The sequence below is a fragment of the Alkalihalophilus lindianensis genome (genome assembly GCF_032843265.1).
GTDB classification, from domain to species: domain Bacteria; phylum Bacillota; class Bacilli; order Bacillales; family Bacillaceae_D; genus Alkalihalophilus; species Alkalihalophilus lindianensis.
Window position 1 is genome coordinate 892,431 of the sequence record NZ_JAWJBA010000001.1, and the last position, 26,833, is coordinate 919,263.

General features: G+C 39.3%; 28 protein-coding genes, 1 pseudogene and 2 riboswitches. Of the genes and pseudogenes, 11 read left to right on the top strand and 18 right to left on the bottom strand.

Annotated elements, in window-relative coordinates:
* Positions 1-8 precede the first annotated feature (8 nt).
* From RYX56_RS04790 to RYX56_RS04800, 3 genes are all read right to left on the bottom strand, one after another.
* A complete protein-coding gene (locus RYX56_RS04790) occupies positions 9-788 on the bottom strand; it encodes a class II aldolase/adducin family protein (RefSeq protein ID WP_317120992.1) in 780 nt (259 codons plus the stop codon).
* A gap of 289 nt (positions 789-1,077) precedes the next feature.
* Complete coding sequence (locus RYX56_RS04795) at positions 1,078-1,413, bottom strand: hypothetical protein (protein WP_317120993.1); 336 nt, start codon at positions 1,411-1,413, stop codon at positions 1,078-1,080.
* Between the two features lie 65 nt (positions 1,414-1,478).
* The gene (locus tag RYX56_RS04800) at positions 1,479-2,351 is read right to left on the bottom strand and encodes a TRM11 family SAM-dependent methyltransferase (RefSeq protein ID WP_317121310.1); all 873 of its coding nucleotides are present in this window, start codon (positions 2,349-2,351) and stop codon (positions 1,479-1,481) included.
* Positions 2,352-2,624: 273 nt separating this feature from the next.
* Between RYX56_RS04800 and RYX56_RS04805 the strand changes: the two genes are divergently transcribed.
* Positions 2,625-2,789: a hypothetical protein gene (locus RYX56_RS04805; RefSeq protein ID WP_317121322.1), complete on the top strand. Its 165-nt coding sequence runs from the start codon at positions 2,625-2,627 to the stop codon at positions 2,787-2,789.
* Between the two features lie 55 nt (positions 2,790-2,844).
* Here RYX56_RS04805 and RYX56_RS04810 read toward each other — a convergent pair whose 3' ends face one another.
* Genes RYX56_RS04810 through RYX56_RS04825 form a run of 4 tightly spaced genes read right to left on the bottom strand, consistent with a single transcriptional unit; the run spans position 2,845 to position 6,140 of the window.
* Positions 2,845-4,194, bottom strand: coding sequence for a hypothetical protein (locus RYX56_RS04810; protein WP_317120994.1), 1,350 nt, complete (start codon positions 4,192-4,194; stop codon positions 2,845-2,847).
* Positions 4,195-4,235: 41 nt separating this feature from the next.
* On the bottom strand, positions 4,236-4,619 hold the full coding sequence (locus RYX56_RS04815) for a hypothetical protein (protein ID WP_317120995.1): 384 nt from the start codon (positions 4,617-4,619) through the stop codon (positions 4,236-4,238).
* Positions 4,616-4,921 carry an antibiotic biosynthesis monooxygenase family protein gene (locus RYX56_RS04820; RefSeq protein WP_317120996.1) on the bottom strand — a complete coding sequence of 102 codons (306 nt, stop codon included), beginning with the start codon at positions 4,919-4,921 and terminating at the stop codon, positions 4,616-4,618. Before RYX56_RS04820 ends, RYX56_RS04815 begins: the two co-directional genes overlap by 4 nt.
* Before the next feature lie 22 nt (positions 4,922-4,943).
* On the bottom strand, positions 4,944-6,140 hold the full coding sequence (locus tag RYX56_RS04825; RefSeq protein ID WP_317120997.1) for a pyridoxal phosphate-dependent aminotransferase: 1,197 nt from the start codon (positions 6,138-6,140) through the stop codon (positions 4,944-4,946).
* Between the two features lie 204 nt (positions 6,141-6,344).
* Between RYX56_RS04825 and RYX56_RS04830 the strand changes: the two genes are divergently transcribed.
* A complete protein-coding gene (locus tag RYX56_RS04830; protein ID WP_317120998.1) occupies positions 6,345-7,856 on the top strand; it encodes an esterase/lipase family protein in 1,512 nt (503 codons plus the stop codon).
* 34 nt (positions 7,857-7,890) lie between these two features.
* On the opposite strand, the gene RYX56_RS04835 is transcribed toward RYX56_RS04830, so the two are convergent.
* Both RYX56_RS04835 and RYX56_RS04840 read right to left on the bottom strand, forming a co-directional pair.
* Positions 7,891-8,697: a S1 family peptidase gene (locus RYX56_RS04835; RefSeq protein ID WP_317120999.1), complete on the bottom strand. Its 807-nt coding sequence runs from the start codon at positions 8,695-8,697 to the stop codon at positions 7,891-7,893.
* A gap of 17 nt (positions 8,698-8,714) precedes the next feature.
* Complete coding sequence (locus tag RYX56_RS04840) at positions 8,715-9,281, bottom strand: cysteine hydrolase family protein (protein WP_317121000.1); 567 nt, start codon at positions 9,279-9,281, stop codon at positions 8,715-8,717.
* A gap of 143 nt (positions 9,282-9,424) precedes the next feature.
* On the opposite strand from RYX56_RS04840, the gene RYX56_RS04845 reads away from it, so the two are divergent.
* The gene (locus tag RYX56_RS04845; RefSeq protein WP_439108464.1) at positions 9,425-9,787 is read left to right on the top strand and encodes a YojF family protein; all 363 of its coding nucleotides are present in this window, start codon (positions 9,425-9,427) and stop codon (positions 9,785-9,787) included.
* A 26-nt stretch (positions 9,788-9,813) separates the two neighbouring features.
* Positions 9,814-10,497, top strand: coding sequence for a bacillithiol biosynthesis deacetylase BshB2 (bshB2, locus tag RYX56_RS04850; RefSeq protein ID WP_317121002.1), 684 nt, complete (start codon positions 9,814-9,816; stop codon positions 10,495-10,497).
* A 32-nt stretch (positions 10,498-10,529) separates the two neighbouring features.
* On the opposite strand, the gene RYX56_RS04855 is transcribed toward bshB2, so the two are convergent.
* Positions 10,530-10,715, bottom strand: a complete 186-nt coding sequence (locus tag RYX56_RS04855; protein ID WP_317121003.1) for a BshB3 potential contributor to bacillithiol synthesis — start codon at positions 10,713-10,715, stop codon at positions 10,530-10,532.
* A 141-nt stretch (positions 10,716-10,856) separates the two neighbouring features.
* Between RYX56_RS04855 and RYX56_RS04860 the strand changes: the two genes are divergently transcribed.
* From RYX56_RS04860 to RYX56_RS04870, 3 genes are all read left to right on the top strand, one after another.
* Positions 10,857-11,759 (top strand): 5'-3' exonuclease, encoded by a 903-nt coding sequence (locus RYX56_RS04860; protein WP_317121004.1) that lies wholly within the window; start codon positions 10,857-10,859, stop codon positions 11,757-11,759.
* Positions 11,760-11,825: 66 nt separating this feature from the next.
* Complete coding sequence (locus RYX56_RS04865; protein ID WP_317121005.1) at positions 11,826-12,563, top strand: alpha/beta hydrolase; 738 nt, start codon at positions 11,826-11,828, stop codon at positions 12,561-12,563.
* Between the two features lie 110 nt (positions 12,564-12,673).
* Positions 12,674-13,189 carry a hypothetical protein gene (locus tag RYX56_RS04870; protein WP_317121006.1) on the top strand — a complete coding sequence of 172 codons (516 nt, stop codon included), beginning with the start codon at positions 12,674-12,676 and terminating at the stop codon, positions 13,187-13,189.
* A gap of 309 nt (positions 13,190-13,498) precedes the next feature.
* Here the strand turns inward: RYX56_RS04870 and RYX56_RS04875 are convergent, their stop codons facing one another.
* Complete coding sequence (locus RYX56_RS04875; RefSeq protein ID WP_317121007.1) at positions 13,499-14,845, bottom strand: N-acetylmuramoyl-L-alanine amidase; 1,347 nt, start codon at positions 14,843-14,845, stop codon at positions 13,499-13,501.
* Between the two features lie 372 nt (positions 14,846-15,217).
* Between RYX56_RS04875 and RYX56_RS04880 the strand changes: the two are divergent.
* Positions 15,218-16,545: pseudogene (locus RYX56_RS04880) on the top strand (S8 family peptidase).
* A 242-nt stretch (positions 16,546-16,787) separates the two neighbouring features.
* Here the strand turns inward: RYX56_RS04880 and RYX56_RS04885 are convergent.
* From RYX56_RS04885 to RYX56_RS04915, 7 genes are all read right to left on the bottom strand, one after another.
* Entirely contained in the window at positions 16,788-17,117 is a 330-nt protein-coding gene (locus RYX56_RS04885; RefSeq protein WP_317121008.1) for a toprim domain-containing protein, read from the bottom strand.
* A 69-nt stretch (positions 17,118-17,186) separates the two neighbouring features.
* The gene (locus tag RYX56_RS04890) at positions 17,187-17,567 is read right to left on the bottom strand and encodes a PH domain-containing protein (protein ID WP_317121009.1); all 381 of its coding nucleotides are present in this window, start codon (positions 17,565-17,567) and stop codon (positions 17,187-17,189) included.
* Between the two features lie 205 nt (positions 17,568-17,772).
* A complete protein-coding gene (gene mtnA, locus RYX56_RS04895; protein WP_317121010.1) occupies positions 17,773-18,834 on the bottom strand; it encodes an S-methyl-5-thioribose-1-phosphate isomerase in 1,062 nt (353 codons plus the stop codon).
* A gap of 12 nt (positions 18,835-18,846) precedes the next feature.
* Positions 18,847-20,058 (bottom strand): S-methyl-5-thioribose kinase, encoded by a 1,212-nt coding sequence (gene mtnK, locus RYX56_RS04900; protein WP_317121011.1) that lies wholly within the window; start codon positions 20,056-20,058, stop codon positions 18,847-18,849.
* A gap of 13 nt (positions 20,059-20,071) precedes the next feature.
* Positions 20,072-21,061 carry an ABC transporter permease gene (locus tag RYX56_RS04905; protein ID WP_317121012.1) on the bottom strand — a complete coding sequence of 330 codons (990 nt, stop codon included), beginning with the start codon at positions 21,059-21,061 and terminating at the stop codon, positions 20,072-20,074.
* A gap of 1 nt (position 21,062) precedes the next feature.
* On the bottom strand, positions 21,063-22,559 hold the full coding sequence (locus RYX56_RS04910) for a sugar ABC transporter ATP-binding protein (protein ID WP_317121013.1): 1,497 nt from the start codon (positions 22,557-22,559) through the stop codon (positions 21,063-21,065).
* Positions 22,560-22,571: 12 nt separating this feature from the next.
* Positions 22,572-23,678 carry a sugar ABC transporter substrate-binding protein gene (locus RYX56_RS04915; protein WP_317121014.1) on the bottom strand — a complete coding sequence of 369 codons (1,107 nt, stop codon included), beginning with the start codon at positions 23,676-23,678 and terminating at the stop codon, positions 22,572-22,574.
* 82 nt (positions 23,679-23,760) lie between these two features.
* Positions 23,761-23,909, bottom strand: a riboswitch (SAM riboswitch).
* A gap of 172 nt (positions 23,910-24,081) precedes the next feature.
* Positions 24,082-24,195: riboswitch (SAM riboswitch) on the top strand.
* A 78-nt stretch (positions 24,196-24,273) separates the two neighbouring features.
* Here RYX56_RS04915 and RYX56_RS04920 point away from each other — a divergent pair.
* The 3 genes from RYX56_RS04920 to RYX56_RS04930 are packed head-to-tail and all read left to right on the top strand — an operon-like array spanning position 24,274 to position 26,809.
* A complete protein-coding gene (locus RYX56_RS04920; RefSeq protein ID WP_317121015.1) occupies positions 24,274-25,506 on the top strand; it encodes a 2,3-diketo-5-methylthiopentyl-1-phosphate enolase in 1,233 nt (410 codons plus the stop codon).
* Positions 25,503-26,186 carry a 2-hydroxy-3-keto-5-methylthiopentenyl-1-phosphate phosphatase gene (locus RYX56_RS04925; RefSeq protein WP_317121016.1) on the top strand — a complete coding sequence of 228 codons (684 nt, stop codon included), beginning with the start codon at positions 25,503-25,505 and terminating at the stop codon, positions 26,184-26,186. The genes RYX56_RS04920 and RYX56_RS04925 overlap by 4 nt, the downstream gene beginning before the upstream one ends.
* Positions 26,183-26,809: a methylthioribulose 1-phosphate dehydratase gene (locus RYX56_RS04930; RefSeq protein WP_317121017.1), complete on the top strand. Its 627-nt coding sequence runs from the start codon at positions 26,183-26,185 to the stop codon at positions 26,807-26,809. Before RYX56_RS04925 ends, RYX56_RS04930 begins: the two co-directional genes overlap by 4 nt.
* Positions 26,810-26,833 lie beyond the last annotated feature (24 nt).

The window sequence follows — 26,833 nt, forward strand, 5'->3', positions numbered from 1 at the left end:
ATATTTCGTTAATCTACTAATTCAGGTTGCTCTTTCACGATTTTGTCCCAAAGGGGTTGGAAACTGAACCAACCTGCTAATTCGGAGCCAACTTGAGAACTTGTGACTTTTGCGTATTCTTCTTCAATTAAAACCGGTCTCCCTGCAGCTTCTGCCATTAATTGTGCCTGACATGAACGCTCCATTGTAATGAACCACCAAGCTGCTTCATCAACCGTTTTACCAACTGTCAATAAACCGTGGTTTCTTAAGATAGCAGCTTTATGCGGACCAAGGACCTTGGCGATTCGCTTGCCCTCTTCTGTGTCTAAAACGACTCCTGTATAATCATCAAATAAAACATGATCTTCATAAAATGCACAAGAATCTTGTGTAATGGGGTCGAGTTTGCGACCGAGTGCGGACCAGGTTTTCCCGTAGACAGAATGGGCATGCGCGGCTGCAACCACATCTGGACGAGCAGCATGGATCTGTGAGTGAATCGCAAAAGCAGCTCTGTTTACCGGACGATTTCCGTGTACCACATCACCTTCATGGTTACAGAGGATTAGATCGGAGGCTTTTATTTGACTAAAGTGCATCCCAAATGCATTTACCCAAAAATGGTCCTTCTTTTCTGGATCACGTACAGTGATATGTCCGGCAACTCCTTCGTCAAACCCAAACTTAGAAAACAAACGAAAGGCAGCTGCAAGACGTTCCTTTAAATACTGTCTCTCTTCTTCCACCGAATGAAACGTTGGCAATAGGTTCTCCAATTTCATAAAATCCTCAAATGTTTTCCCCATAATAAATAGCACCTTCTCCCATTAATTTTTGATTCTTGTAAGATTAACTCAAACAAAATACTGACTAGTAGGTATGTAACTGTTACCATTAATAATATAGTTAGAATTTTTAAAAAACAAGGTTATTTTGATAATTTGTAGAGAAAAGCCTACTAGGGAGCTTTTATTCCTCTATGATGCACATTAATCGTTAAACTCAAATAATCGAAATTCTTCAAGTTAGAATTTCGATTTATCGTGAGCAGGCAGAATGGAGTCCTAATCCATTCCCCACCTAACTTATTCAATTTCAATGCTTCTTAACATACACCCAACTTGTCTTTTCGATACCCTCTCCTTTACTGGAGACTCCCTTAATTAAACCTGTGTCTTCCACTTCCTTTAAAAGCTTCTCTACTGCTTCTATGTCAAGTTTTCCCAAAAATACCTTTTCTGCTAATTCCTCTGTTGTAGGGGGAATCTTCGTTTTGTTCTCCCTAATAGCAAGTAATAATTTGACCCGTTTTTTCTGTCTCGCCTCTTCCTTATACTTTCCGGTGAATATATTTTTTAAAGGTTCAGCGATGAACACCCCAAGAACAATACCAAATACTATTAAAATTAAATCGTATAAAATCACATTCACAGTTCTGCACCTCATTATTAATGTTTTGAGACTAAAAAAGACTGGTCAGGTTGCATCCTACAGTTTTATTGACAGACCAGCACTTGTCTTGAAAACGTCGATTTTTTGGCCACACATCTATCTACAATTGTAAAATCAGCCTGTTCGATTAAGGAATCAATGTTCTCAATCGTAATCACGACCATTTTCTTAGCCAGTTTACGAGCACTTTGAAGCATTTCAAGTTGTTCTTCTTGTGTGAGGACTGAGCACAAGTTATAAGGCATATCAATGATGACCACATCATATCTTCCAGTCACATCACGTAGATCTAGTAACGCCACTTCACATTCAAAGCCAAAATGAGCTATATTTTCCCTCGCACTCGTTGTTACAAGTGGATTCAGGTCACTTCCTATGATATCCATCCCCATCGATAACGCTTCAATAAGCACTGTTCCAGCCCCGCAACATGGGTCGATCATTTTCATTCCCTCAGTATGAGGTGCGGCAATATTCACAACAGCTCTTGCCACTCGTGTGCTTAGAGCTGTGGAATAATTTTGCGGCTTCTTTTGATGCTTTAACCAAACTGATTCGCTCTTGGTATACCTGCCAAATACCCAGCCTTCTCTTACTTTCATAATTCCGAAAATGATTTCAGGATGATGAAGATCGACTTGACCTTGGACAAGCAAGCCAATTTCTCGCTCTATCTTACGTCTTTCTTCAAACCTAGCCGTTTCATTTACCTCTAAATCCTCATTTTTCACATAGATGATTTTAAATGTACAATCCTGTATCTCCAAGCCTTTCATTTGCTGCTTCATATCAGACAAACTTGCCCCTTTATGGCTCACATCGATTCTTGCCTTTATGAACGGACTTCGACTTGGGTCGATTCGTTTTGAACTCTCCACGATTGATAATGAAGTATCTATTCCAAACAACGAGCGCATCTCCAAGTGACATAAGGAAGCCTCGTCCTCATGAAAATTGTACATGTATAAATAATTAATAGGTTTTTGCTTATAACTTTCCAATCTTTATCCAACCTTTACTGAGCTAATGACATTCTCTACACATTATAAAGGAAAAGCTACCTTTAGCTAGATTTTCTTTTATTGGGTCACATCACTTTTGATTGTACCAGACTATTCAATCAGCCAATGCATAAGGAAAACTTATAATGAAAAGACTATTGTTGAAAACATTTTAAGGGGGTCATGGTATTGGCAAGAGGACAAAACTTTAATCATAAGAAAAAAAGTCATCCCGGTGCATTTCCTGAAGGAAGCGAAATGAAGGAAGCGAAAAACAACGATCATAAAACACCAGAAGAAGATGGCTTTTTGGCTACAAAAGAGGCTTTTAAAAATCGCGTGACTGAGGACTAAGTAATCTTTATAGATAGTTCCCGCCCGCCTTCTATCAATGAAGGGGGCGGTTTGATTAGTTAAGTAATTGAATACTATAAGCCATCATAACCCCTACAACAAACAACAAGAATAAATAGACTCCATTCCATTTCATCCCTGTCGTAAAGCCACTTCGACCAAGCAAAGAACTCACCAGCATATTAATCGCATTCAAAGGACTTAAAATCGAAGAAAGGGCCCATGCCATTAAAAAGATGACAGCGAGAGCAACTGGTGTGATGCCCGTTACATCTGTGCCCGCATACATCGCAAGTAAAGGTACGATAATGATTTGATGTACTCCAGCCATTGCGAACATGCTAACGATCACAACCACTAATCCAATAAAAAATAACAATGAAACAGATGAAGCCCAACCCATCGTCGTTTCAATAATCCTTGCTACTGAGGTATATGAGATCGCACTACCAAAAAAACCAGCACTTAAAAATAAGACAATTTCATTTTGACTTTTGGAACTGATACTTAGCAAATACTCTTGAAAGGAATCCTTCATTCTGCTTTTTTGTTGACTGCCTATCCACCACAAAATAGGAATGATAAGAGAAATTAAGGACACTAAGACAAGCATTGATAAAGTAGTAAAGGATTCCAACACTAATAGACTCACTATCATTCCCACAATCATTGAAATGAGTTTCACAATGTTTAATCTGTGGAGAGATTCATTAATAGTAGCGTTGGGTATCGCTTTTATTCTAACTCCTTCATCCTCTACTTTCGCAAATCGAAATAATAGCATGCCAAGCCCCAATTGAATAACCCCATACCCTAGTCCGACTAGTATATAATCGGTGACCCGGACGTTCACCGAAACGAGCACTAAGGCAACTGATGCAAAATAAGGAGACCAGAGCATGGCAGTTGAAAAGCCAATAAAATAAGATTTCCCAAGAAGCTTTGTAGGAAACTGTACATCTCTTGCTACCTCATGAACCAATCGAACAGAACCCATATTTAAAACAGGGGCAAGTAAGGATAATAAAGAGGTGAGCCCCATAAATGCTTTATTGGAATCATTTTGCCACTTGCTTAAATAATGATAGGTCGATTCTAAATAGCCACTTACTTTCATTGGAATCGCTAACAGGGGGACGAGTAGTAATAAGGATAAAAGCGGTAGATTACGTAACAAGCCTTGCAAAGCATCGGTTATATGTACATTCATTAGGACATAAATACTGATTCCAGAAAGTAATAAGATCAAACTGATCATTTTTTGAGGTAGCTTCACCTGATTAATCACAAACAGCAATATGATAGCCGCCAAAATCGAGAGAATCAGTTCGAGTAGATCTATTGGAAAAAACGAATAGAGTAGAAATAATAAACACATTGAAAAAATGACAAGCCCTTTAAACACATGATCCCCTCTTCTATTCCTTTGTAAAAAAGTACCCGGCATCAGCCGAGTACTTCTCCTACATTGCTTTTTCGAATCGCTTTAATTCCTGCTTGAAGGTATTGAATAAAGATCTCCTCTTTATCCTCTTCTACTTTGTCGTGGATTAATCGCGCTATTCGCTCAAAGTTATCAATTAAATGCTTGGGCGACATCCCATGTTTCACTAAAATACCATTAAGCCAAAGGGCATAATCAACAAAGATTTTCTCTTGATCCATTTGATATGCCGTCTCTAATGTGTGGAAATGATGTTGATTGTCTTCACGACATTTCTTTCTCCCAGCCTCACCGTACTTTTCATTCAATTCAGGAAAAGCTTGATAAATTTCTTTTGTAATTTCATCAATAATTGGATGATATTCTGGATATGGAAATGGAATCAATCAATCACCACCTCAAATTGTCTCACTTTTGGAATAACAGCTGCTAACTCTTGGTCTGGATACTTCTTTTCAAGATCATGAATATGCTTAAATTCTGCACTACGCACCCATCTTAAATAATCCTCTTTCGTCTCCCACTCTATTTCAACTGTGATCTCTCCAGCTCTCTTCTCATTTTGCAACAATCGAAATCGTTGAAAACCCGGCGCCTGATCGACGAGACCTGAGCGATTTCGGTAGATATCAATCACTTCATTTGCTTTTTCATCTGGCACGTTGAATGTTGAATGGACGATAAACATCAAAAAACTCCTATTCCCATTCTTATTTTTCGTTCGCTATCTTACACTCTTCAAATAATGCTTTGAATGCCTCACGAGAGCGTTCAATTTGTTTCGGTGACACACTATAAGAAAGGCGGAAATGTCCTTCTCTACCAAAGCCCGCTCCAGGAACTAATAGAATGTTAAATTTCTCTGCTGCTAGTTTACAGAATGCCGTATCATCAACTAGTGGCGATTTAGGGAAAATAAAGAATCCACCTTTTGGCTCAACAAATTCAAAACCTGCATCTGTTAACACGTCTACCATTGCATTTCGGCGTTCCTTATAGCCTGCTTGCTCTTGCGTTAATGTTGGCAATTGGCTGATCATTCGTTGCACGGTAACGGAAGCATTTCCAAATCCTAACGTACGGTTAGCAAATACGAACGCTGCCATATAATCCCCTGCTCCATCCATTTGCCCGTCAATTGCTAAGTAGCCAAGACGTTCACCAGCAAGTCCTAAATCTTTACTGAACGATGATACATAGAATAATCGCTCAATCGCTGCAAAAGGATTAGGCGCATCATAATCATAAATAAGTTGGCTATACGGATCATCATATAAAACATGAATCGTTGCACCAGTCTCAGCTTCTTTTTCACGAAGAAGTGCATTAAAGCTTTCAAGATCTTCTTGTGGGAGAAGTTGTCCAGTCGGATTATGCGGATTATTTAAAATCACTGCTTTTGTACGACTCGTGATCGTTGATGCTAGTTCTTCTAAATCAATTGTGAAATCTTCAGCAAGTGGGCAGTAAACAGCCTTCCCCTTTGCATTATTCACATAAAATTTATACTCAACAAAGAAAGGAGTGAAAATGATGACTTCATCATCTTCATTTAAAATGCTTCTTAATGCGACATTAAGAGCACCCGCTGCACCTGAAGTCATAATCACGGTTTGGTCAGTCACTCCAATATCTCCGTATCGACCTTCTAAGTGACTTGCTACTTTCGCTCTTGCTTCCACGAGTCCTTGGTTGGGGATGTAGCTATGTCCACCTGAGATCGGGTTGTTCGCATACGTTTTTAGAGCATCGAAATATTCTTTCGGAGGATCAATAACAGGATTTCCTAATGAGAAGTCATAGACATTATCTGCACCATGAATGGCTTTTAGTCGTTGACCTTCTTCAAACATTTTTCGAATCCATGAACTTTGGGTAAGATTTTGTTTTATTTCTTCTGAAATCATCGTGATCCCTCCATGTTAGATCTTGTTTCAATTCATATGTATTTCTTCATTATAACGCGCTTGAGGTCATCTGTCATTTTGAAATAAGCTAATCTGACAACTTCTTGCAGGACAATTAAAATAAATGGTTAATACCAAAGGGAGTGATGCATATATTTCTCAGGTGTGGCTTGAAGACACCATCATTTATTAAGGAGGTAATCTATGGTTAAGTATTCCTTTTTAATGGCTCTCCTTCTCATTCTATTCATTTCTCCTAGCAAAACGTTTGCAGGGTCTTTTGGTGATAAAGGAAGCGCTGGCATTCCCGGTCATTGGTATAGTGGCAACACCCCTTTATTCATTGACCAGACAAAAGCTCCCATTGTCTTTATACATGGCTTAAACAGCTCATCGGCTACATGGTGGGAGGCAAATGACATGTATCAAGTAGCCTACCAACAAGGCTATGAGACTGCCTTTATCGATCTCTATCCCACAGAAGATATGTGGACAAACGGGGCTCTACTTGCAGAGAAGCTAGCAGAGATCCATCAGCATTTTGGGCGAGATCTTGTACTCGTTACCCATAGTAAAGGTGGGATTGATGCTCAATCAGCACTCGTCCATCATGGGGCTCATTCCTTTGTTTCCAATGTGATCACCTTATCCACCCCACATTATGGTTCAGAGCTAGCCGATTTAGCTTATAGTAATTGGGCTGGTTGGTTAGCAGGAATTGTCGGTGGAAGAAATGCTGCAACGAATTCTCTGCAAACAGGTTATATGGCGTATTTCAGAAGTGAAACGGATCCCCTCCCTCATGCTCGGATCAATCCTTTTTATACAGTTGCAGGAACAAGTTGGGGAAGCTTCGGTTCGTCACTTTACTGGGGTGGATTGTATTTACGTTCTTATGGTCAAAATGACGGGGCAGTCACCGTTAAACATTCAAAGCTTCCATACAGTCAAGAGCTAGCTGTTGGAAGTTGGAATCATACGACTGTAAAAGAAGGTCATGCTACCTTCCAAACATTTCAAAATTACCTCACGACTGAAAGAATGGCTATCGAGTCCACAATAGCGTCAATGGATGTAGTAGATCCCGTTCATAGTGACCAAATCGTTCGTGGAGGCACGATTCAAGGATCTGGTGAAGTGGGAGAATTCACTATTGAGAATGGAGTTACTTCCATGACGGTCGATTTATTAAGTGATCAACATCTCCCTTCTCTTACTTTAAACGGTCCAAATGGTGAAGTGCTCCCGATTGATATTGCTTATCCAGATGACGAGATGTTTGAAGGGGCCTTCCATCATCTATTTAAAGTTGATGCCCCAAAGCCAGGACAATGGAGCATAGAAGCAAATCATGTCAAGAGTCAGGCCTATCTTCTTACAGCAGTAATCGATAGCTCTGTGGACGAATTTTTTACACTTGATTTTGAGGATACACAAATAAAGAAACTCCACGTCCAAGGTAATTCTTCCAAAATAAACAAACATAAAACCATTTACCAAGCCGTCGCTACCTATACAGATAAACACGGCAAACAAAAGAGTCGTTCAGTACCAGTCAGCATCGCATCTGATGGGACGATGAGTCTTCCTTTTAAAAAAGAAGGGATCTATACCTTAACAATCGATGTGAAAAGTGAAACAAAAAAAGCGTACCCATTTGATCGAACGTTTATTAAAAGCGTCTATGTAGACCAACAAGGCAACCTTTATTATTAAAAAAATGGTGTGAGCAGAGTCTGCTCACACCATTTTAACGATTTAATTGACCTCCAAAGCGTTCTTTCACTTTTTCAATCGGTACAGCAAGGCCACGTGAAGGTTCATTTTCAAACAAGCCAGGCACCGTCCTTGCATACACGACACCCATTACTTCTCCATCTTCGGTTAAAACGGGACTCCCACTATGACCACCGTAAATCGGTGCTGAGATGCGAAGGACTTCAAATCCTTCCGTTTGCTCCAATACAGTCCCTTCATTGACGATTTGTTGTTGAAGTAATGGATTGCCTATCACTAAAATTCTCTCTTCACGATCAGCCTCTCTCTCACTTAACGATAAATAAGGTAAATCATTAGCATCAATTTCTAATAAGGCGAGATCTAACTCTTCATCACTATCAAGTATGGTCGCTACATATTGTTCACCTGATGGTAAGGTCACAGCAAGTGGGCCTGCTCCGTCCACGACGTGATCGTTTGAAATAATCAAACCATCAGAATGAACCACAAAGCCCGTGCCTCTTGATTGCTGATTTTGAATCAGTACGACAGATTCCATGCTTTCTTGAACCATTTCATCTTCAGAGTATTGCTCGGTTCCTCTTAATAACTTTAAAGAATCAAGACTAAATACATTCAACCAAATGCTAAGGACATTGACAATTAATAATAAGCTAATCCCAATTGCAATCGACCTGATAATAAATCGACGACGCTTTTTCTTTTGCTCTTCTTGTACAGGATCTTCTTCCTCCTCTTCAAACAAAAAATCTTCAAAGGGAGGTTCTTCGTATTCCTCTTTCTTCAACTCATCTTGCTCATCCTGGTGTTTTGACACGATCTATGTAAACCTCCTTACAGCTTGTATACTACATCACTTGTGTTAACAATCGTTGTTTTGAATATCGCTTCCATTTGCTTTAAGAACATCTCTTGATTACCAGTGAACGTCGCCATTTGATCTTCAATCGCAAACGTCTTAAAGCCACGTGCATAAGCTCCGTATACTGTGAGGAAATTGCAAATATCGGTACAGACCCCGACCACAAAAACATCCCGCACATTAGCAGCCACTAACTTTTCCTCTAAGTCCGTTTGAAAAAAAGCATCGTATTCTGGCTTTGGTATATAAAAAAGATTCTCATGCTCTTTGTATGTATCGTACCATGTGCCAAGTTCACCGTACAATTGTTGACCTTTCGTACCGATGACATTATGCTTTGGCCACAGTTCAAAATGGGGATCATCTTCAGTATGTGCATCCATACAAACAGCTACTATATCCTCGTTTTCTAGAAAGGTATTTGCGGTCTTGATGATATCAGACACAATTTCTTGAGCTGACTTCCCTACCGTCAGTCCCCCATCATCTGCCACAAAATCATGACTCATATCAACAACAAGCAACGCTCGTTTATTCATTTGAACTCCTCCTTTAACTGCTTAGCTCATGTTCTATTCGACAACCTTCTTCCTTTTTCCTTTCTGACGATCGCTAGACGTTTTACTGTAACTCTTTCGTGTGATGCATTATAATGAACGACATACTATTTATTTCATACGACATGGAGGACTGTTCAGTGAAACCAATTACAATCGAAGAAGTACAACCGTTAATCAATCAATTTGCTAAGCAGCCCGTCTACATACATCTTGAAACGACAAACGGAGCTTATGCTAGTCACTTTGATCAATCCTTTTTCTCAGCTAGTGCATATATCAGAAACGCAAAGGTTAATTATGAACACGGTAAACTAATTGGAGAAGGTCCATTTCGAGCTGGATTAAAAATAGAGATTGGATGGGTATACGCAGAAGGTCTTACTCATTTTGAGCTTGATGAGAAAGGTCGTCTTTTACTAGCTGGTCACGGATTTGATGGAAAGTTAGCTGTAGCTCTTGAAATAAGCAAAACCCCATTTGAATAATGAATGTTCGTTAGGAGTGTTTATATATGAAGAAAGAAAGCCATGTACTTGTCATTTTTCCTCACCCAGATGATGAAGCCTTCGGGGTGTCTGGTACGATTGCGATGCATACATCAAAGGGAACACCTGTTACTTATGCCTGTTTAACACTTGGGGAAATGGGTCGGAACTTAGGAAACCCTCCTTTTGCTACTCGTGAATCTCTTCCTTTAATTCGAAAGGAAGAATTAAAAAAAGCTGCCGAAGCCATTGGAATTACTGACTTGAGAATGATGGGGTTACGTGATAAAACATTAGAATTTGAAGATGACGATGAAATGGTCGATTTAGTCACTGATTTAATCAATGATACGAATCCTTCTTTGATCATCTCATTCTACCCTGGCTACTCTGTTCACCCCGATCATGAAGCGACTGCAAGAGCGGTAGTACGTGCAGTGAAAAAACTTCCTACAGAACAGCGCCCCACGCTTCACTGTGTTGCTTTTTCAAATGGTCATGAAGAACATATCGGGAAAGCTGATGTTGTCTATTCAATTGAGCCGTTTGCTGAGCAAAAAATGGCGGCAATGAAAGCCCATATCTCGCAAACAGCATGGATGTTGAAGGACCTTGAAGATACGTTGAAACATGGAGATAAAGAAGAAGCGACGGTCAAATTTTTCACTGAACAGTTTTGGACCTATGACGTTGATAAAAGTGACCTCTAAAAAAGAACATGCCTCTTGGCATGTTCTTTCCATTAGAACAACCACCAGATCCCGACGATCACAACGATTAAAATCGGTAGGATGATGAGATACACGAATGAAAGATTCGTGATGCTTCGTTTCGTTCCATAATTAGGGTCTTCAGCTTTCGTTAAATACAAGGTAATAATAAGTGCGGCAATACAAGTTAAGACTGCTATAGCCATTAAAACTGTCATCTTATTCTCCTTACTCCTAATTGAAATTGACTTCAGTTTACCATTATTACCGAAGATCCGTCTAATGTTCTAAACTTCCACCTCACTTTACCCCTCAATCATGTTAAAATAAATGGACTTTGGCTCAAAGGAGATAAAACATTGACACAACCAAGATTATTATTAATAGACGGATTCAACTTACTAAGTAGAGGCTATTTTGCAACTTCTTACGGCAAAAGTGATGAACAACTTAGTAAGAATAGCGAAGGTTTATATACGAATGCATTACGTGTATTCTTTCAAAAATTAATGAATTTAATTACTGAGCATGACATCACGCATGTTGCTGTTGCATGGGATGTTAAGCGCGAGGACTCTGTCAGAAGACAATATGCACCTACTTATAAAGAAACGAGAAATGAACTACCTTCACCTCTCATTCAACAATATGAAACATGTACACGACTACTAGAAAAAATCGGTATCATGCAATTAACGGTGCCACCATATGAAGCCGATGATGCGATTGGGGCCATTGCCTGCCAATGGTCAAAACGTAACGATGGCCACTGCTTCATTTATAGCAATGATCGTGACCTTCTTCAATTACTTGATGAGAGAACGACTCAAATTATTGCGAGTAAAAAAGGCGAAATCTTATATACTCATAAACATTTTGAAGAAGAATACGGGATTAATCCTACACAATGGATTGATGTGAAAGCGCTTCTTGGTGACAAAAGTGACAATATTCCAGGCTGTCCTGGTGTTGGTGAAAAATCAGCGCTTCCCCTTATTCAACAATATGGGTCAGTTGAAGGAGTCTATCAACAACTAGACAAAGAAGAGTTTGATCCAGCCTATAAACGATACCAAAAAAAATTACTCGTTGGTCGTGAATCGTCAATGATGAGTAAAAAGCTCGCCACCATCATTTGTGACATACCTGAGCTTACCGACACAGATTTCACAACGTATGCATTCACGATGGATTATGACCTCGTTGAAGAAGCTTTCCAAGAAATCGAATTAAGAATAAAACTTCACACCAAATTACCTTAAGTTCAAGAGCCACGATAGCTTATTGAGTGGCTTTTCAAATGCGCAATCATGAGAGGAGAGGCGCCCATGTCATTACGCAAACATTGGTGGAAATGGTTAATAGGCATCATGATACTTCTAGCTTCCATTCTATATTCGTACTTGCAACCTTATCAAGCTAGTAACGAAGCGAATGAAAAACGGATTTCAACTGAACAAGTACTAATCGAAGATACGCCTAACTGGATTTCTTTTTCTCCTACTAATTCGATCATTGCCACAATTATTTTCTATCCAGGTGGATTAGTCGAACCGGAGAGTTATTCCCCTCTCACTCATTCCCTTGCTGAGGAAAACATTCGCAGCTACATTGTGAAGATGCCGGTTAATTTGGCTGTCTTAGGTGGGAATAGAGCCAGTAAGCTGGTAAATGAAATTGGTAGCGAACCTGTCTTTATTGGAGGGCATTCCCTTGGTGGAGTCATGGCCTCTCGATTTGCGGCTGAAAATGAGGATATAGTTGACGGCGTTTTCTTTCTCGCTTCTTATCCAGATAAAAAAGGAAGCTTAGACACCTCTTCTCTTCCCTCTTTATCCATTACGGCATCAAATGATGAGGTTTTAAATCAAGAAGCCTACATGAATGCAAAATCTTTTTGGGGAGATAATCATACAGAGATCATGATTGAAGGTGGAAATCATGCTCAGTTCGGTTCGTATGGAGAACAAGGTGGGGACGGAATGGCGACGATTTCCACCGATGATCAAATGACTGAAGTACATACTATTTTACTTCAGTGGATTGATGAGATTGCCGGTGAATAAAGCTGAACAAATCGTTCAGCTTTTTCGTTTGAAAAAATAATTGAATTCCTTTATAATAATGTACTTGTGTGAGCCAAAAATACTAGATGAATGAATAAAGGAGTGGTTGGGTGGTACTCGCAACTCTCGAGAGGGAAGAACTCAAAGAGCCAGAGGAGCTGCAACAAGACTTAAATGAACTCGAATTTCAACTGTTTCGCATGCAAGAAAATATGAAACGAATTGCGAAAAGATGGCAAGTAATTGGAATCGAACAAACAAAAGAAGAAAAATGGGTGATTGTGTACATTTTAGATGATGGATCTCAGTGTAAGATCATGCTTAATGACTGTGAAACTGCCTACGACGGCATTTGGGATTTTTCCATCCAAGCAACGTACGCAGATGACTACACCATTCATATTGGAGATATCAAAGGTGAGGAAAATAAAGGCTACGGCTCCATTTGCATGAAATATTTAAAAAACCATGCCGTTGACCAAAATGTTCAATACATTACCGGAGATATCGCAAAACGTGATTGGGATCATCTTGACAGACTCATCCATTTTTATGAAAAGCATAATTTTGATCTGGAGATTGATTATGAGGATCAATGCGGAGACATTGTGTGGAATTTAGCTTGATAAAAAAACCGCCTCTTTTATGGCATGGTCTGAAAAAGTCCCTTAAATACAAAAAAGGTATAATCTTTCAAATAAATTGAGAGCATTATACCTTTTTTGTTTTATTATTGTTGTATCCACAGCAGCTGATAGGATAAAATGATTTAATTTTACACTGACTTTATATTACCTGCTGGAGATATTGATGAAAATAGTTCCTCTCCCAATTTTCAATCGCTCTAGCACTTATCCCCATAGTAGAGCGTTTTTTTTAAAGGGAGGTTTGATCTAATAGATTTTTATGATCACTATCTATAGATGATAGAGTATTTATGAGGATTGTATCTCTTGAATGATCTCCTCTAGGTTTTGAATAGTAGAATGAATCATCCGCTCATAAATATTCAAAATTGATTGACCATATTGTTCACCTGGAACAGCCCACTTTCCGTTTAAGCCGATCCATGTAGAAGCTGATCCTCTATTCACTAGATCAAAGCGAGGGTCAACTAATGGATACTCGTTTGGTAATCGTTTAGTAGATGCATAGGCAAATAAATGTTGAATATGGGCAAGGACCCCTTCTCTTGGTGTAGAAAAACTTGCACCAGGCTCATCTGGACCTGTTGCTCCCAATCCGCAAAAGTTGTTTTGGTTGGGTTGTACAACTCCAGTAAATCGCAAGAAATCTGTTTCATGCATGGCTTGAGCAAATGCTACGTCCCCTTTAATTCCATAATATTCTCCAAAGGTTAAATAATACTTTCCTAGCTCAAGCGCACTAGGATTTATTTCTTTCGCATACTGGTTCATTTGAGCTGAAGATAGAAAAGTCTGTCCTAGAATAGAATATCCAGATTGATCCTCTTGATTAGATTCGCCATTTTCAGCAACAATATAAGCATCATCAATTCCAGCATTTTTGACTTCTTGCAAGCGCTTTTCCGCATTTTCTTTGCTTGAAAAAGACCCAGCTTGCACACGATACCGAGTTTCACCATAGATAGTAACAGATTTGATAAAAGACTCAATGCCTTGAGATTCCAAGTAAGTTACTCGTTTCTCTGCATTTTCTTTTGATTTAAAAGAACCAGCTATTACCTTGTAAAACATTGTTGAATCATTCGTTTTCCGCTTAAGATTAAATGCCTTTTCCAAACCATTCACATGTCCTTGTGCCACATTTTGACGCCATGAAGGCTCTTTCATCAAAGCAGCGTCTTGTCCATTATCGATAAAACCATTTTCTGTCAAAAGGGCTGACATAGCCGTTTCACGTAAAACGTGAAAATTTGCTTTTTTCTTTCCACGATTATTTAATTGATTTACTTTCATTATTTCTGTGTGCAGAAAATCTCGATATTTTGCTGTCGATGAAGAATCAGATAAACTGCTGTGAATATAGTCTTCATACCCACTAGCAGAACCGTTATAAGCATTACAATGAATAGACAAATAATAATCAGCTCTCCAAGTATTGGCCTCATTTGTTCTATCACGTAAACTTTTAGAGATGTCGCTTGTACGACTCATCATTACTTCAACGTTGTCATAACTATTCATTACAATGGTCCGTATTCTAAGAGCAATATCTAAAGCAATGTCCTTCTCCTTCAATCCATTGCCTTGAGCTCCTGGATCTGAGCCCCCATGACCTGGATCTAAATAAAGTTTCATTAAATATCCTCCATTCTATTAAGATGACATTACCTAGATATAATATGATAAGTACAAAATTTTGATTGGACAAACGCTCTTTTTGAAAAAATAAGGAGAAATAATCATGAGCCTTGGACAACGATAATGCTTAGTGTAATGGGGCTTTAGTTTAAAAACTCCGTTCCGTATCTAAATGACTTTTTAAAAGCCGAAATGTTGACGGCACCCAAAGCTAGAAGCTATTAACCTTATTGAAGAAGAGATTCAGTCTCATAGGTGAACGAGCCATATTAGGTATAACCATAATTAAATAGATAGTAGACAAGAACCTTTACATACCCTCTTAAGATTTCAGTGAATATTATATCTAGAAATTAAGGAGGGTGACTAATGTTTGGATTTTCCATGGTACTAATGGTGCGTGCTCACTCTCAAAAGTTAGATAAATCTTTACGTGATAAAATACTAAATCTGTATAAACCATTCAAGTGGACGCCCTGTATTTTACACAAAATGTTTGAAAGGCTTTTAAGAATACTAAAAAATTAACCGTAATTTTTGAATTTGAGGGTAATTTTATCAAGAGGGATCCTTAGAGGTCAATCAAGTTTTTACGAAACGCCCTAGTTGTAAAATCAGAAACGAATTTTCTATCATTTCTTGCTGTAGTGCCGATGTAACACCATCAGTTTTAGAAGAAGTATTAACTAATTGCAACCATATCAAAAAGGTATATTTAAATTATGAAGTGCGAGCTTTATTAGATACCGCCGTAATATCAGCAAATGCTAAAAATATTGTGAGAACTAACACGCTACTTACAGGAAAAGGAATTACCGTTGCGGTTATTGATACTGGTATCTTTCCGCATACCGACCTTTCAGGTAGAATTATTGATTTTGTAGACTTTATTAACGACAGAACGGAACCCTATGACGATAATGGACACGGAACGCATTGTGCTGGAGATGCTCTCGGTGATGGTTCAGCTTCTTCCGGTCTTTATATGGGACCCGCACCAGAAGCAAATGTCATTGGTGTAAAGGTTTTAAATAAGGTAGGATCTGGTTCATTAGAAACAGTCATGAAAGGGGTGGATTAGTGTATAAAGGATAATGATAGAAACCCTGATCAGAAAATCAATATTATTAATATGTCTTTAGGAGCGCTTGCTCAAAAATATGTAAATGAGAACGATGATCCGATGGTGAAAATTGTTGAAAAAGCATGGGAGGAGGAAATTGTAGTTTGTGTTGCTGCTGGAAATGAAGGTCCTGAAGCAAATACGATTTCTAGCCCAGGAGTTATTGAACAAGTTATAACCGTCGGAGCCCTAGATGATAAAAATACATTTGACACTAAATCAGACGATGAGGTCGCAAGCTTTTCTAGTAGAGGTCCAACGATATACGGAAAGGTAAAACCTGATATTTTAGCTCCGGGTGTAGATATCATCTCATTGCGATCTCCAAATTCTTATTTAGATAAATTTCAGAAAAATAATCGAGTGGGGGCAAACTATTTATCTTTATCAGGAACATCCATGGCAACACCTATTTGCGCAGGGATAGTAGCATTGTTTTTACAAGATAATCCATATTACTCCGAATGAGGTAAAAGATTTTTTGAAAAGTGGAACGGTTTTATGGATAAATAGAGAACCTATTATATATGGATCGGGTTATATATATGCGGAAAATTCAGTTCCTGATAATTGAGATGTTCTTTTTACTAATCAAAAAGTAGAACTAAATAAGCTTGTACAGCATAGAATACTTTATGGAATTTTAAATTTAACCATACGGAGGTTGGCCATGTGAGGAGGATGGCTGCTTTCTGACTGAGCGATCCCACATAGCCAAGCGCCGAAAGATGAAGGTGTCTAATGTGAACACCTATAGGCTTGTCAATAATCACCCATACATTGGTGGTTATTGACTTTTATAGAGATGACCCGTCATTAATAAAGCTGATTCACTTCAAAATATGCTCTTAATACTTGGGCAAGGTAGTCATAGGGGGTCGTTTCAACCTGACCATACCCTCTTTGGGTGTATAAATGAGTGGCGTTTGGCAGCTCTCTTTTCAACTGCTTCCGTAGATGTTCTCCAGCATCATCGGCATCAACAAGTATATATACATCCTTATCTTCAATTGGCAATACGATATTCTCTAGCTTTTCTACACTTAAAGTGCCGTATGTGCAGATGACGTCAATAGGCTCTTTTAACACTTTTTTCACGCGCTTCCTATCATTCGTCCCCTCGACAATTAATACTTTTTCATCCACGCCACTCACCCCTCACTAGGTAAGTTATATTGAAGCATTTTCATTATTATTGTCTTAGTATTTACATGATTATCGTTTTAACACATAAGTGGCAATGGCTTTTTGCACATCAAAAATACTTTTATCCTTTTTAAACTGTTTTTTGATTGGTTCAGCAGTACTCGATACCCAAATTTTCAATTCAGCATCTAAATCAAAGGTTCCCGCTGTTTCTACACTGAAATGTGTAATGCTCTTATATGGAACAGAATGATACTCAATTTTTTTACCCGTCACACCTTGCTTATCAACTACAATTAAACGAGTGTTGGTAAAAATGAATAAATCCCGAATAAGCTTATATCCCTTTTCAATAACTTCCCCATCGATTAAGATAACTTCTAGTTCCTTTTCTACTTCAGTAAGATTAATTTCAGAAGCATTACCCATTAACCCATCAAGTAAGCCCATTTTCAATCACTCCTCGGATTCATATTCACCTAAACTATTCTACAAAGAGATGCTAACTCCTTTATCCCTTCACCTTCCTAAATAAGATGATACACTCTCATGTTAGATCACTTCAAATGAAATGGATATGAAAAAGGTGTGCTCTTATAATCAAGAGTACACCTTTTAATGTTCCTACCTTTTCCTCATGCTTGGTCCATCCTATCTAGATCTCTTTTAAGTTTTCTTGATAGTTTGGTCTAATAATTCCGTTTTCCGTTATAATGGCTGTAATTAATTCATGACTTGTTACATCAAATGCTGGGTTATACGTTTTTACACCTTCTGGAGCCATCGGTTCTGTATACCATTGGGTGGTAATTTCTTCAGACTTGCGCTCTTCAATGACAATCTCCTGCCCATTCTTGCAGTTTAAATCAATCGTAGAAATTGGTGCACATACATAAAAAGGAATGCCGTAATGCTTAGCTAAAATCGCTACGCCTGATGTTCCAATCTTATTGGCTGTATCCCCATTAGCAGCGACACGATCACAGCCTACGAGTACAGCTTGAATTTTCCCTTCACTCATCACGATGGAAGCCATATTATCACAGATTAAGGTGACGTCGATATTCGCTTCTGATAGCTCCCAGGCTGTTAAGCGTGCGCCTTGTAATAATGGTCGTGTTTCATCTGCATATACTTTGAAATCGTACCCTTCTTGTTGACCTAAATAAATCGGAGCGAGAGCCGTTCCATACTTGGCAGTTGCGATCGCACCTGCATTGCAATGGGTAAGGATGCCTGTGCCTGGCTCAAGAAGCGTCAAAGCGTGTTTTCCAATTGCCTCGCATACTTTCTCATCCTCAAGGCGAATCAATTCCGCTTCTTCTCTTAGCTCTTCTAGTATAGCTGGAATAGAATGTCCCTTGCTTAATGTCAGATCCAACTTCTCTTCCATTCGTCGAAGAGCCCAAAATAAATTAACAGCAGTCGGTCGTGAAGAGGCTAGATACTCTTTCACCTGTAAAAATCCTTGGTGAAGCTCTTTTGTATTTTGAGGGTCTAGTTGCTTTACGCCTAAATATACGCCGTAAGCCGCAACTATCCCAATTGCAGGTGCTCCTCTTACTTTTAACTTCACAATTGCATCCCACACATCGTTTGCACTAGTGAGCGTTTCATACTTTTTTAGTCCAGGTAGGAGCGTTTGATCTAATATGACCACTCCATTTTGATCTTCGGATAGTTTAACGGATTGGATAGCTTCTGCAACTTTCTCCATAGTGGTCCCTCCTCAATTGTTGTTAATAGCCTCTGTAAAATCAGATCCTGACTGAAAATTCCCTCTATTTAAAATAAAGGATTTTCCTAGTTTCAGACAAAAAATCTCCGCTTCGGCACGTCTTACAGGGTCTGTAATATCCGTTAGGTCTTTAACATGAGCGATACCGATCACTCTCCGACATAGTTCTAAACCGGTGACGGCTGCGGCGTCGCTCAGAATTCCGTTTAAATAGTGTTCAAGAAATCCATCGTAACTCGCTACTTTTTCAGTCACTTTATCTTTATAATCGATTACGAATTTCTCTTTAAATAAATCGATCGTTTTCTTAATGGTAGATTGAAGATAACCTAAATAGTTTTCTCTCTTTTCAGGGTCTTCAATCTCACTATTACCATTTACATAAGCGAAGATTAAATTTGCCACCACATTACCTAGATCATAACCAGCTGGTCCATAGAAAGCGAATTCCGGATCAATGATTTTAGTTTCTTCTTCCGTTACAAAAATCGAACCTGTATGAAAATCACCATGTAAGAGCGATTGAGTATTCGTTAAGAAATCAAATTTCAGTTTTGCTGTTTCCAATGCTAAATGAGGATCATTCCATATTTCCTTTTCTACATAAGAACGTGTTCCTAGAAACACATCATTTCGTGGACAATCGTAGAAAGGCTCCGTATAAACGAGATCTTCGGTTATCTCACAAAGTTCAGGGTTCGTGAATGTTTTTACGAGCTCCTTTTTTTCTTTATGACCTAATACCAGATCAGAAGTCTGTAGTAATGTTTTTACTAAAAAAGTAGAGAGATGCTCTGCTAGATTAGGGAATGTTTTATGTGCTGAAAAAGCTGTACGTAATATTTCAAAGTCTGATAAATCTTCCATCGCACAACAATTCATGACTGGATCATAATGATACACTTCAGGTACAAACCCAGGTGCTAGTTCCCCTTGAAGGCGCAGGATCTCGCTTTCAATCCGATTTCGGTCCGGTGAAACTTTGAATTCATCTGATATACGTGCAACCGGACCTGCTTGTTTGATAATAAGTGACTGGCCTGTTTGTTGGTCAACAATCCTGAAAACATAATTTAAATTGCCATCCCCTATTTCTTTACACGTAAGATTTGCCCCAGGCTGAAAGAAATCTAGATTTGAGTTTGCGTATTCTATGGCTTCTTTTTCGGTCATCGTAAAATAGCCAACAGTAAAGTTTGTCATACCATACCCTCCGTTATTTAAGTTTGTAGTACGTAAGTGCCAAGGCTAGAGCGAGGACGGTTCCTTTCACAATGTCCATTGCATAATAGGGAACGCTCATCATTACAAGTCCGTTCGCCAAAATCCCGATTAAAACAGCCCCTACAAATGTTCCGAATGCATTTGGTTTTCCTGCCCCTAATACGGCAAATCCAATAAATGCTGCGGCGACAGCATCCATCAAATAAGGACCACCCGCATTAATCTCTGCAGTCATCACTCTCGAAGCTAGAATCACTCCACCTAGAGCAGCAAAAATAGCAGAAAGTAAGTAAGCAATCACTTTGTATTTATTAACGGGAATTCCCGAAAGTCGAGCTGCTTCCTGATTGCCACCGATAACGTATAAATACCGACCGTGTTTTGTGTAAGTCAGGAATATATGAACAATGACGACTGTAAAAAGCATGATGATAATGATGTAAGGCACTTGACCGAGCTTTGCAAATAAAGAGCTGATGGTTCCTGTAGCATAGCTTCCATCTGCCATAATCATATTCTGTGAGACTGTAGCACCTCTGGTATATGTAAGAGCAACCCCTTGAATAATAAACATCGTAGCAAGAGTCATTAATAGGTCTGGTATTTTCACTTTTACAATCATAAAGGCATTAAACGCCCCTACAAGAAGAGCTGCAGATACAGCTATTCCAATGGCAATCAAAGTGGGCTGTGAATACCAAACAAACATTGAGATGACCACGGCATTTGCAAGAGATGCGACTGAGCCTACCGATAAATCAAAGCCACCAACAGAAAGAGAGATGGTAATACCAATAGCAATAATCGTTACAATCGAGATCGATCTTAAAATGGTAATAATATTGCTTGTCTGCAAGAATGCTGGATTAGCTGCTGCGAACACGATAATGAGTAAAAAAATTAAGAGAATCGTTCCATATTTATATAAAAAATCAAAAATATTAAAAGATGGTTTCGGACGGACGGTGTTGAGTTGCGCCAAGTTAATCTCCTCCAGTAGAGAGGTATAAAAGTTCCTCTTCATTCGTCGTTGTTGTTGCTAATTCTTTCGAAATTTGCCCGTCATAAATCACATAAATCCGATCCGTAATCCCGATGACTTCGGAAAGTTCACAAGAGGCGTAAATCACTGATTTCCCTCTTTCAGCTAGACCGGCAATTAAATTGAAAATATCTTTCTTTGCCCCCACATCTATCCCTTTGGTTGGTTCATCAAAAATATAAAGATCTGCATCTGAAATAAGCCACTTACCGATCGCTATTTTCTGTTGATTTCCACCGGATAGATTTTTAACCAATGTTTCCGTGCTCGGTGTTTTCACTCCCAATACGTTAATCATTTCCTCCGCCTTGGCTCTCTCTTTTTTAAAATCCAAAAAGCTAAAGATTTTTAGGAAGTGGTTCATACTTGAAGCGGAAAGATTGGTTACAACCGTCTCTTCTACTAATACACCTTCTTTTCTTCTCTCTTCAGGAACAAAAGCGATCCCACTTTCCACCGCATCAGTTGGATTAGAAAGAGTGAGAGATTTTCCCTTCAACATCATTTCTCCTGTTTTCTTTGGTGTCGCACCAAACAATAGCTTACACAGTTCCGTTTTGCCTGCTCCTACTAACCCTGCAACACCGATGATTTCACCTTCACGTACATCGAGCGTTACAGCTTTCACTTTCCCTCCATCTGAGAGCCCTTTAGTGCGAAACATCACTTCACCAAATTGTGCTTGTCTCTCTGGAAACTGTTCTTCTAATTTTTCTCCGAGCATATGCTCTACTACCTTTTTAGTAGACGTATCAGCAATCGCTTCCTTTATCACATAGGCACCGTTACGCATCACTGTAATAGAATCACAGATTTCAAAAAGCTCAGGTAAGCGGTGTGAGATAAAAATCACACCGACATCCTTCTGCTTAAGTTCCCTAACGATTCGAAAAAGCTCTCTTGTTTCCGATAAACTTAACGGTGCCGTCGGTTCGTCTAAAATTAGAAATTTACAATCAGTGGTGACTGCTCTCGCTATAAGTACCATTTGTTTTTCGGCGAGAGTTAATTCACTCACGAGAGTTTTGGATGATAAATGTACCTGAAGCGACCTTAATACTTCTGTCGCTTTGCTATGAACGTTTTTCCAATTCATAAAAAACGATTTCTCTTTATTGGCCGCCAGATCATTCAGTACAATATTCTCTCCAACCGTTAAGTTGGGCACAAGAGCTGTATCTACTTCTTGATAGACAATCTGTATTCCTAACTTTTGTGCATCTCTAGGTGAGCGGATAGTCACTTCTTTTCCGTCTAGATAGACTTGACCCGAGTGATGAGTATAGACACCTGATAGCACTTTCATAAGTGTGGACTTTCCAGCTCCATTGGCACCTATTAGAGCATGAGCTGTTCCAGTCTCCGCTTCAAAATAGGCATCATTAAGAGCTTTCACACCTGGAAATTCAATTGAAATATTATTCATTTGTAGATTCATACAATCACCTGTTTATTCATGATGGTTCTTTAACGTTTTAATCCAGTCCTCTTCAAACTCATCAGATTGACCCCAACCTGAAACAAGCTCTCCAAGACTAACCATGTTTACATCTCCTTGACCTTGAACTAAGTCATCTCTTGAGATCAGTGTTGCTTCTAAGTCATAAAATTGTGGTGTTTCTTCTCCTGCTAATTTTTTCGCTAAAATACGAAGGTTAATAGCCCCAATCAGCTTAGGATCAACAGCAGCTGTGTATTCCCACGCACTGTTTTCCTGCTGCATGACTTGCAAATCAGCGTTCGAAACATCAATTCCATATATTTTTATTTCATGACGACCTGCTTCTTCAATTGCACGAGCAGCGCCAATCGCAAAGGCATCCCACGTTGCAAAGATTGCATCAATTTCACCTTCTGGGTATTTGTTTAACATAGCTGATACCGCATTTTGAGTTTGAGTTGATGTGTCCTCTGCAGCCACTCCAAATCTCTCAAGCTCATTTAAGCCAGGGTTTTCATTTAACACATTTTGATAAACATTGTTTCTTCTAACCATAGGAGGAAATCCGTCCACCCATAAATATAAGATATTCGCTCCCCCGTTAAAGTCTTCTACTAGTTGTTCAAGAGCAAGAGAAGCTAATTCTTCATCATCTTGAGAAGTTAACGTTACACCTTCAATGTTTTCTAAATCCTCGTTCGAATCAAAAGTTACAACCTCGATTCCTTGATCAACCGCGCGCTGTACCGCATCAACAGTAGCAGCATCATCCCCATGAGAGAGAACAAGCCCATCATAATCATCATCTATTGCTTGTGAAATGGCATCATGGTACCTAGCTGTATCCCCATTTGCAGTGAAAATATCGACATTAAAGCCGATAGATTCTCCTTCTTCTTTTACACCTGCTAAGAATTGTGCAGTATGATCATCCCCGCCAATTTTTCGGATTACTTTCACCTTGGACCCTTCACCAGTAGCAAATCGTTCAGGAACGCCTTCAAGATTGACATCTTCTTGTGCACGGCTCGCTTCCTCGCCACTTCCGCAACCTACTAACAAGATTGCCGAAGCAATTGTCACTCCCCATGCTTTAACCCAATTTACTCTTTTCACCTTTCATCTCTCCCCTTTTTCTCTTTATCAAATAGAAAAGCCACTTTCTGTTTAAGAAAGAGGCCGAATGAATGAATCCGTCCTCTTATCTTTCAGGCCGGTGACTTGCACCGTCTGTTGGATGTAGCACCGTGCCTTAAAACCTTAAAGGTTTTCACCGAATAGATAGGGTGAGTAGGTCGGTTGCCGGGCTTCATAGGGCCAATTCCCTCAGCCAGCTCTCGATAAGAGTTGCTATGTAGTTGATCTCAAGTTTTTCCAAATTTGAGAGGTTGAGTGTAATGATACGAGCGATCGATTCTTTTGTCAATAGATTCTAACAATTAATTTTTTCAATTGACAGACTTCTCGACAACTGTCATAATTCATTACAACGTTTTCGATAATTTCATACAACCATAAACTCTTATTATGAGCAGGTGGAGGGACGAGCCCTATGAAACCCGGCAACCTGTTTCAACACATTCGTGTTGATTCAAGGTGCTAATTCTCACAGCGTAAGCTTGAAAGATAAGAGGACATTCTATGATCCATTCAGTCCTCTTTCAATGTTGAAGAGGACTTTTTATTTGATGAGAGGAGGACTCAACTTACTATGAGTCACATTACAGCAACCTATCTTGTTCACGACCGTAAAGGAGATCTCCACAAAAAAGCTGAATCGATTGCACTCGGCTTAACGATTGGTTCTTGGACGCATCTTCCTGCGCTTGAAAAAAAACAACTAGAAAAACATAAAGGGGAAGTTGTAGACGTTCAGGCTCTACCTGAAAACGAGGATACAAATCGTTACTTCAAAGAGGGACGTAGTGCAGGATTAATTAAGATCGCCTACCCTTCAGCCAATTTCAGTCCAGACCTGCCAGCCATTTTAACGACCCTTTTCGGAAAGTTATCTTTAGATGGTGAAGTAAAGCTTGTGGATATTCAACTTGACCCTCAATTAGAATCTAAATTCCCTGGCCCGCAATACGGAATAGAAGGGATTCGCAATCTTCTAGATGTACATGATCGTCCTTTGTTAATGAGTATATTTAAAGGCATGATCGGTAAAGACCTTTCAGAATTTGAAAAGCAATTAACAGAACAAGTTACAGGTGGAATTGATCTTGTAAAAGATGACGAGATTTTATTTGATAACGAATTAACTCCGTTTGAAAAACGAATTCAAGTAGGAGCTTCTGTACTAAATGATGCGTATGAGCGTACTGGAGAAAGAAAACTATATGCGGTCAATTTAACTGGACGAACGTCCGAATTGAGAGCAAAAGCGAAACAGGCTGCTGAGCTTGGCGCTAGTGCCTTGTTGTTTAATGTATTTGCATATGGCCTAGATGTCTTGCAGGAGTTGGCCGAAGATCCTGATATCCCACTACCGATCATGGCACACCCTGCTGTTTCCGGTGCTCTTACCCAATCACCTTTTTACGGATTTTCGAATAAAGTGCTTCTTGGAAAGCTACTGCGCTTAGCGGGAGCAGATCTAGTTTTGTTTCCATCACCATATGGAAGTGTTGCGCTTGACCAAAAAGAAACAGCTGATATTGCGGATGCTCTAACGTCAGAAGGCCCTCTCAAAAAAGCATTTCCTGTTCCTTCAGCCGGTATCCACCCTGGCCTTACCCCCCTTCTCATTAATGATTTCGGCGTGGACTCGATCATTAATGCAGGGGGCGGTATACACGGCCATCCTAATGGTGCCCGTGCAGGAGCTCAAGCGTTTAGGCAAGCGATTGATGGTGTATTAGCTGGTCGCACATTAACAGAAACCGCTCAGCGTTCTCCAGAACTTTCCCAAGCACTAGAGTTATGGGGACAGCCTACATGAGCCAATTAGATAAACGTAAGCTCATTATTTTTTGTGATTTTGACGGTACGATTACGACAAAAGACAATATCATTGCGATTATGAAGCAATTTGCTCCAGATGGATGGGAAGATATAAAAGATGATATCTTAGCAGAACGCATCTCCATTCGAGAAGGGGTCGGCAGGCTGTTTTCTCTCATACCAGTAGAGAGAAAACAAGAAATTATTGATTTCGTGTTAAAACAAGCAGAGATAAGAGAGGGTTTTGAACCCTTTTTAACCTATCTTAAAGAAAATGATATTACCTTTAAGGTCGTTAGCGGTGGAATTGATTTTTTTGTACAACCTGTACTAGAGCCATATGATGTTCTAGAGGATTTATATTGTAATGGAAGTGATTTTAATCAAGACACCATTACAATTACATGGCCACATCATTGCGATTCATTTTGCACAAATGATTGTGGCTGCTGCAAGCCATCCATTTTACGTCAATATCCTAATGAAGAGTATTACAAAATTGTGATAGGTGATTCGATTACTGATTTACAAGCTGCTAAGCAAGCAGATGAAGTGTTTGCGTGTGATAACTTTTTGTTGGAAAAATGTCAGGAGCTTGAATTAAATCATTCCTCTTTCTCTACCTTCTATGAAGTGATTGAATCGCTTAAGCACAAAAAGGAAGTGACGAGTCGATGAGTGTAACGATCGATCATCAAAACAACTATTGGAACGAATTAGCTGATATTAAGGACGAACTAGCTGCGAGGGACTGGTTTCCCGGCACTAGTGGAAATTTATCCATTAAAGTGAGTGATGATCCTCTTACCTTTCTCGTTACAGCTAGCGGTAAAGATAAAAGGAAAAGGACAGATGAGGATTTCTTGTTAGTAGACAGCGACGGTCACCCTGTTGAAATCACAAATCTGAAGCCCTCTGCGGAAACGGTCCTTCATCAGCGAATTTATCAAAAGACTGATGCCGGATGCTCCCTTCATGTTCATACAGTTGACAATAATGTCATCTCTGATCTGTATGGGGACCAAGGGTCGATCACTTTTCAAAATCAAGAATTGATAAAAGCTTTCAACATCTGGGAAGAAGATGGGAAAATCACCATCCCAATCGTCGAGAATTATGCTGATCTTCCACGTTTAGGCGATGCTGTTGCAGATAAAATCACTCCCGGTATACATGGTATTCTCATTCGTAATCATGGTATCACCGTTTGGGGTCGTAACGGCTTTGAGGCAAAAAGACATTTAGAAGCATTTGAATTTTTATTTAGCTATCATGTAAAGATGAGGCTTCTTACTAAATAATGTGCTGCATATTGAAAATCAAAA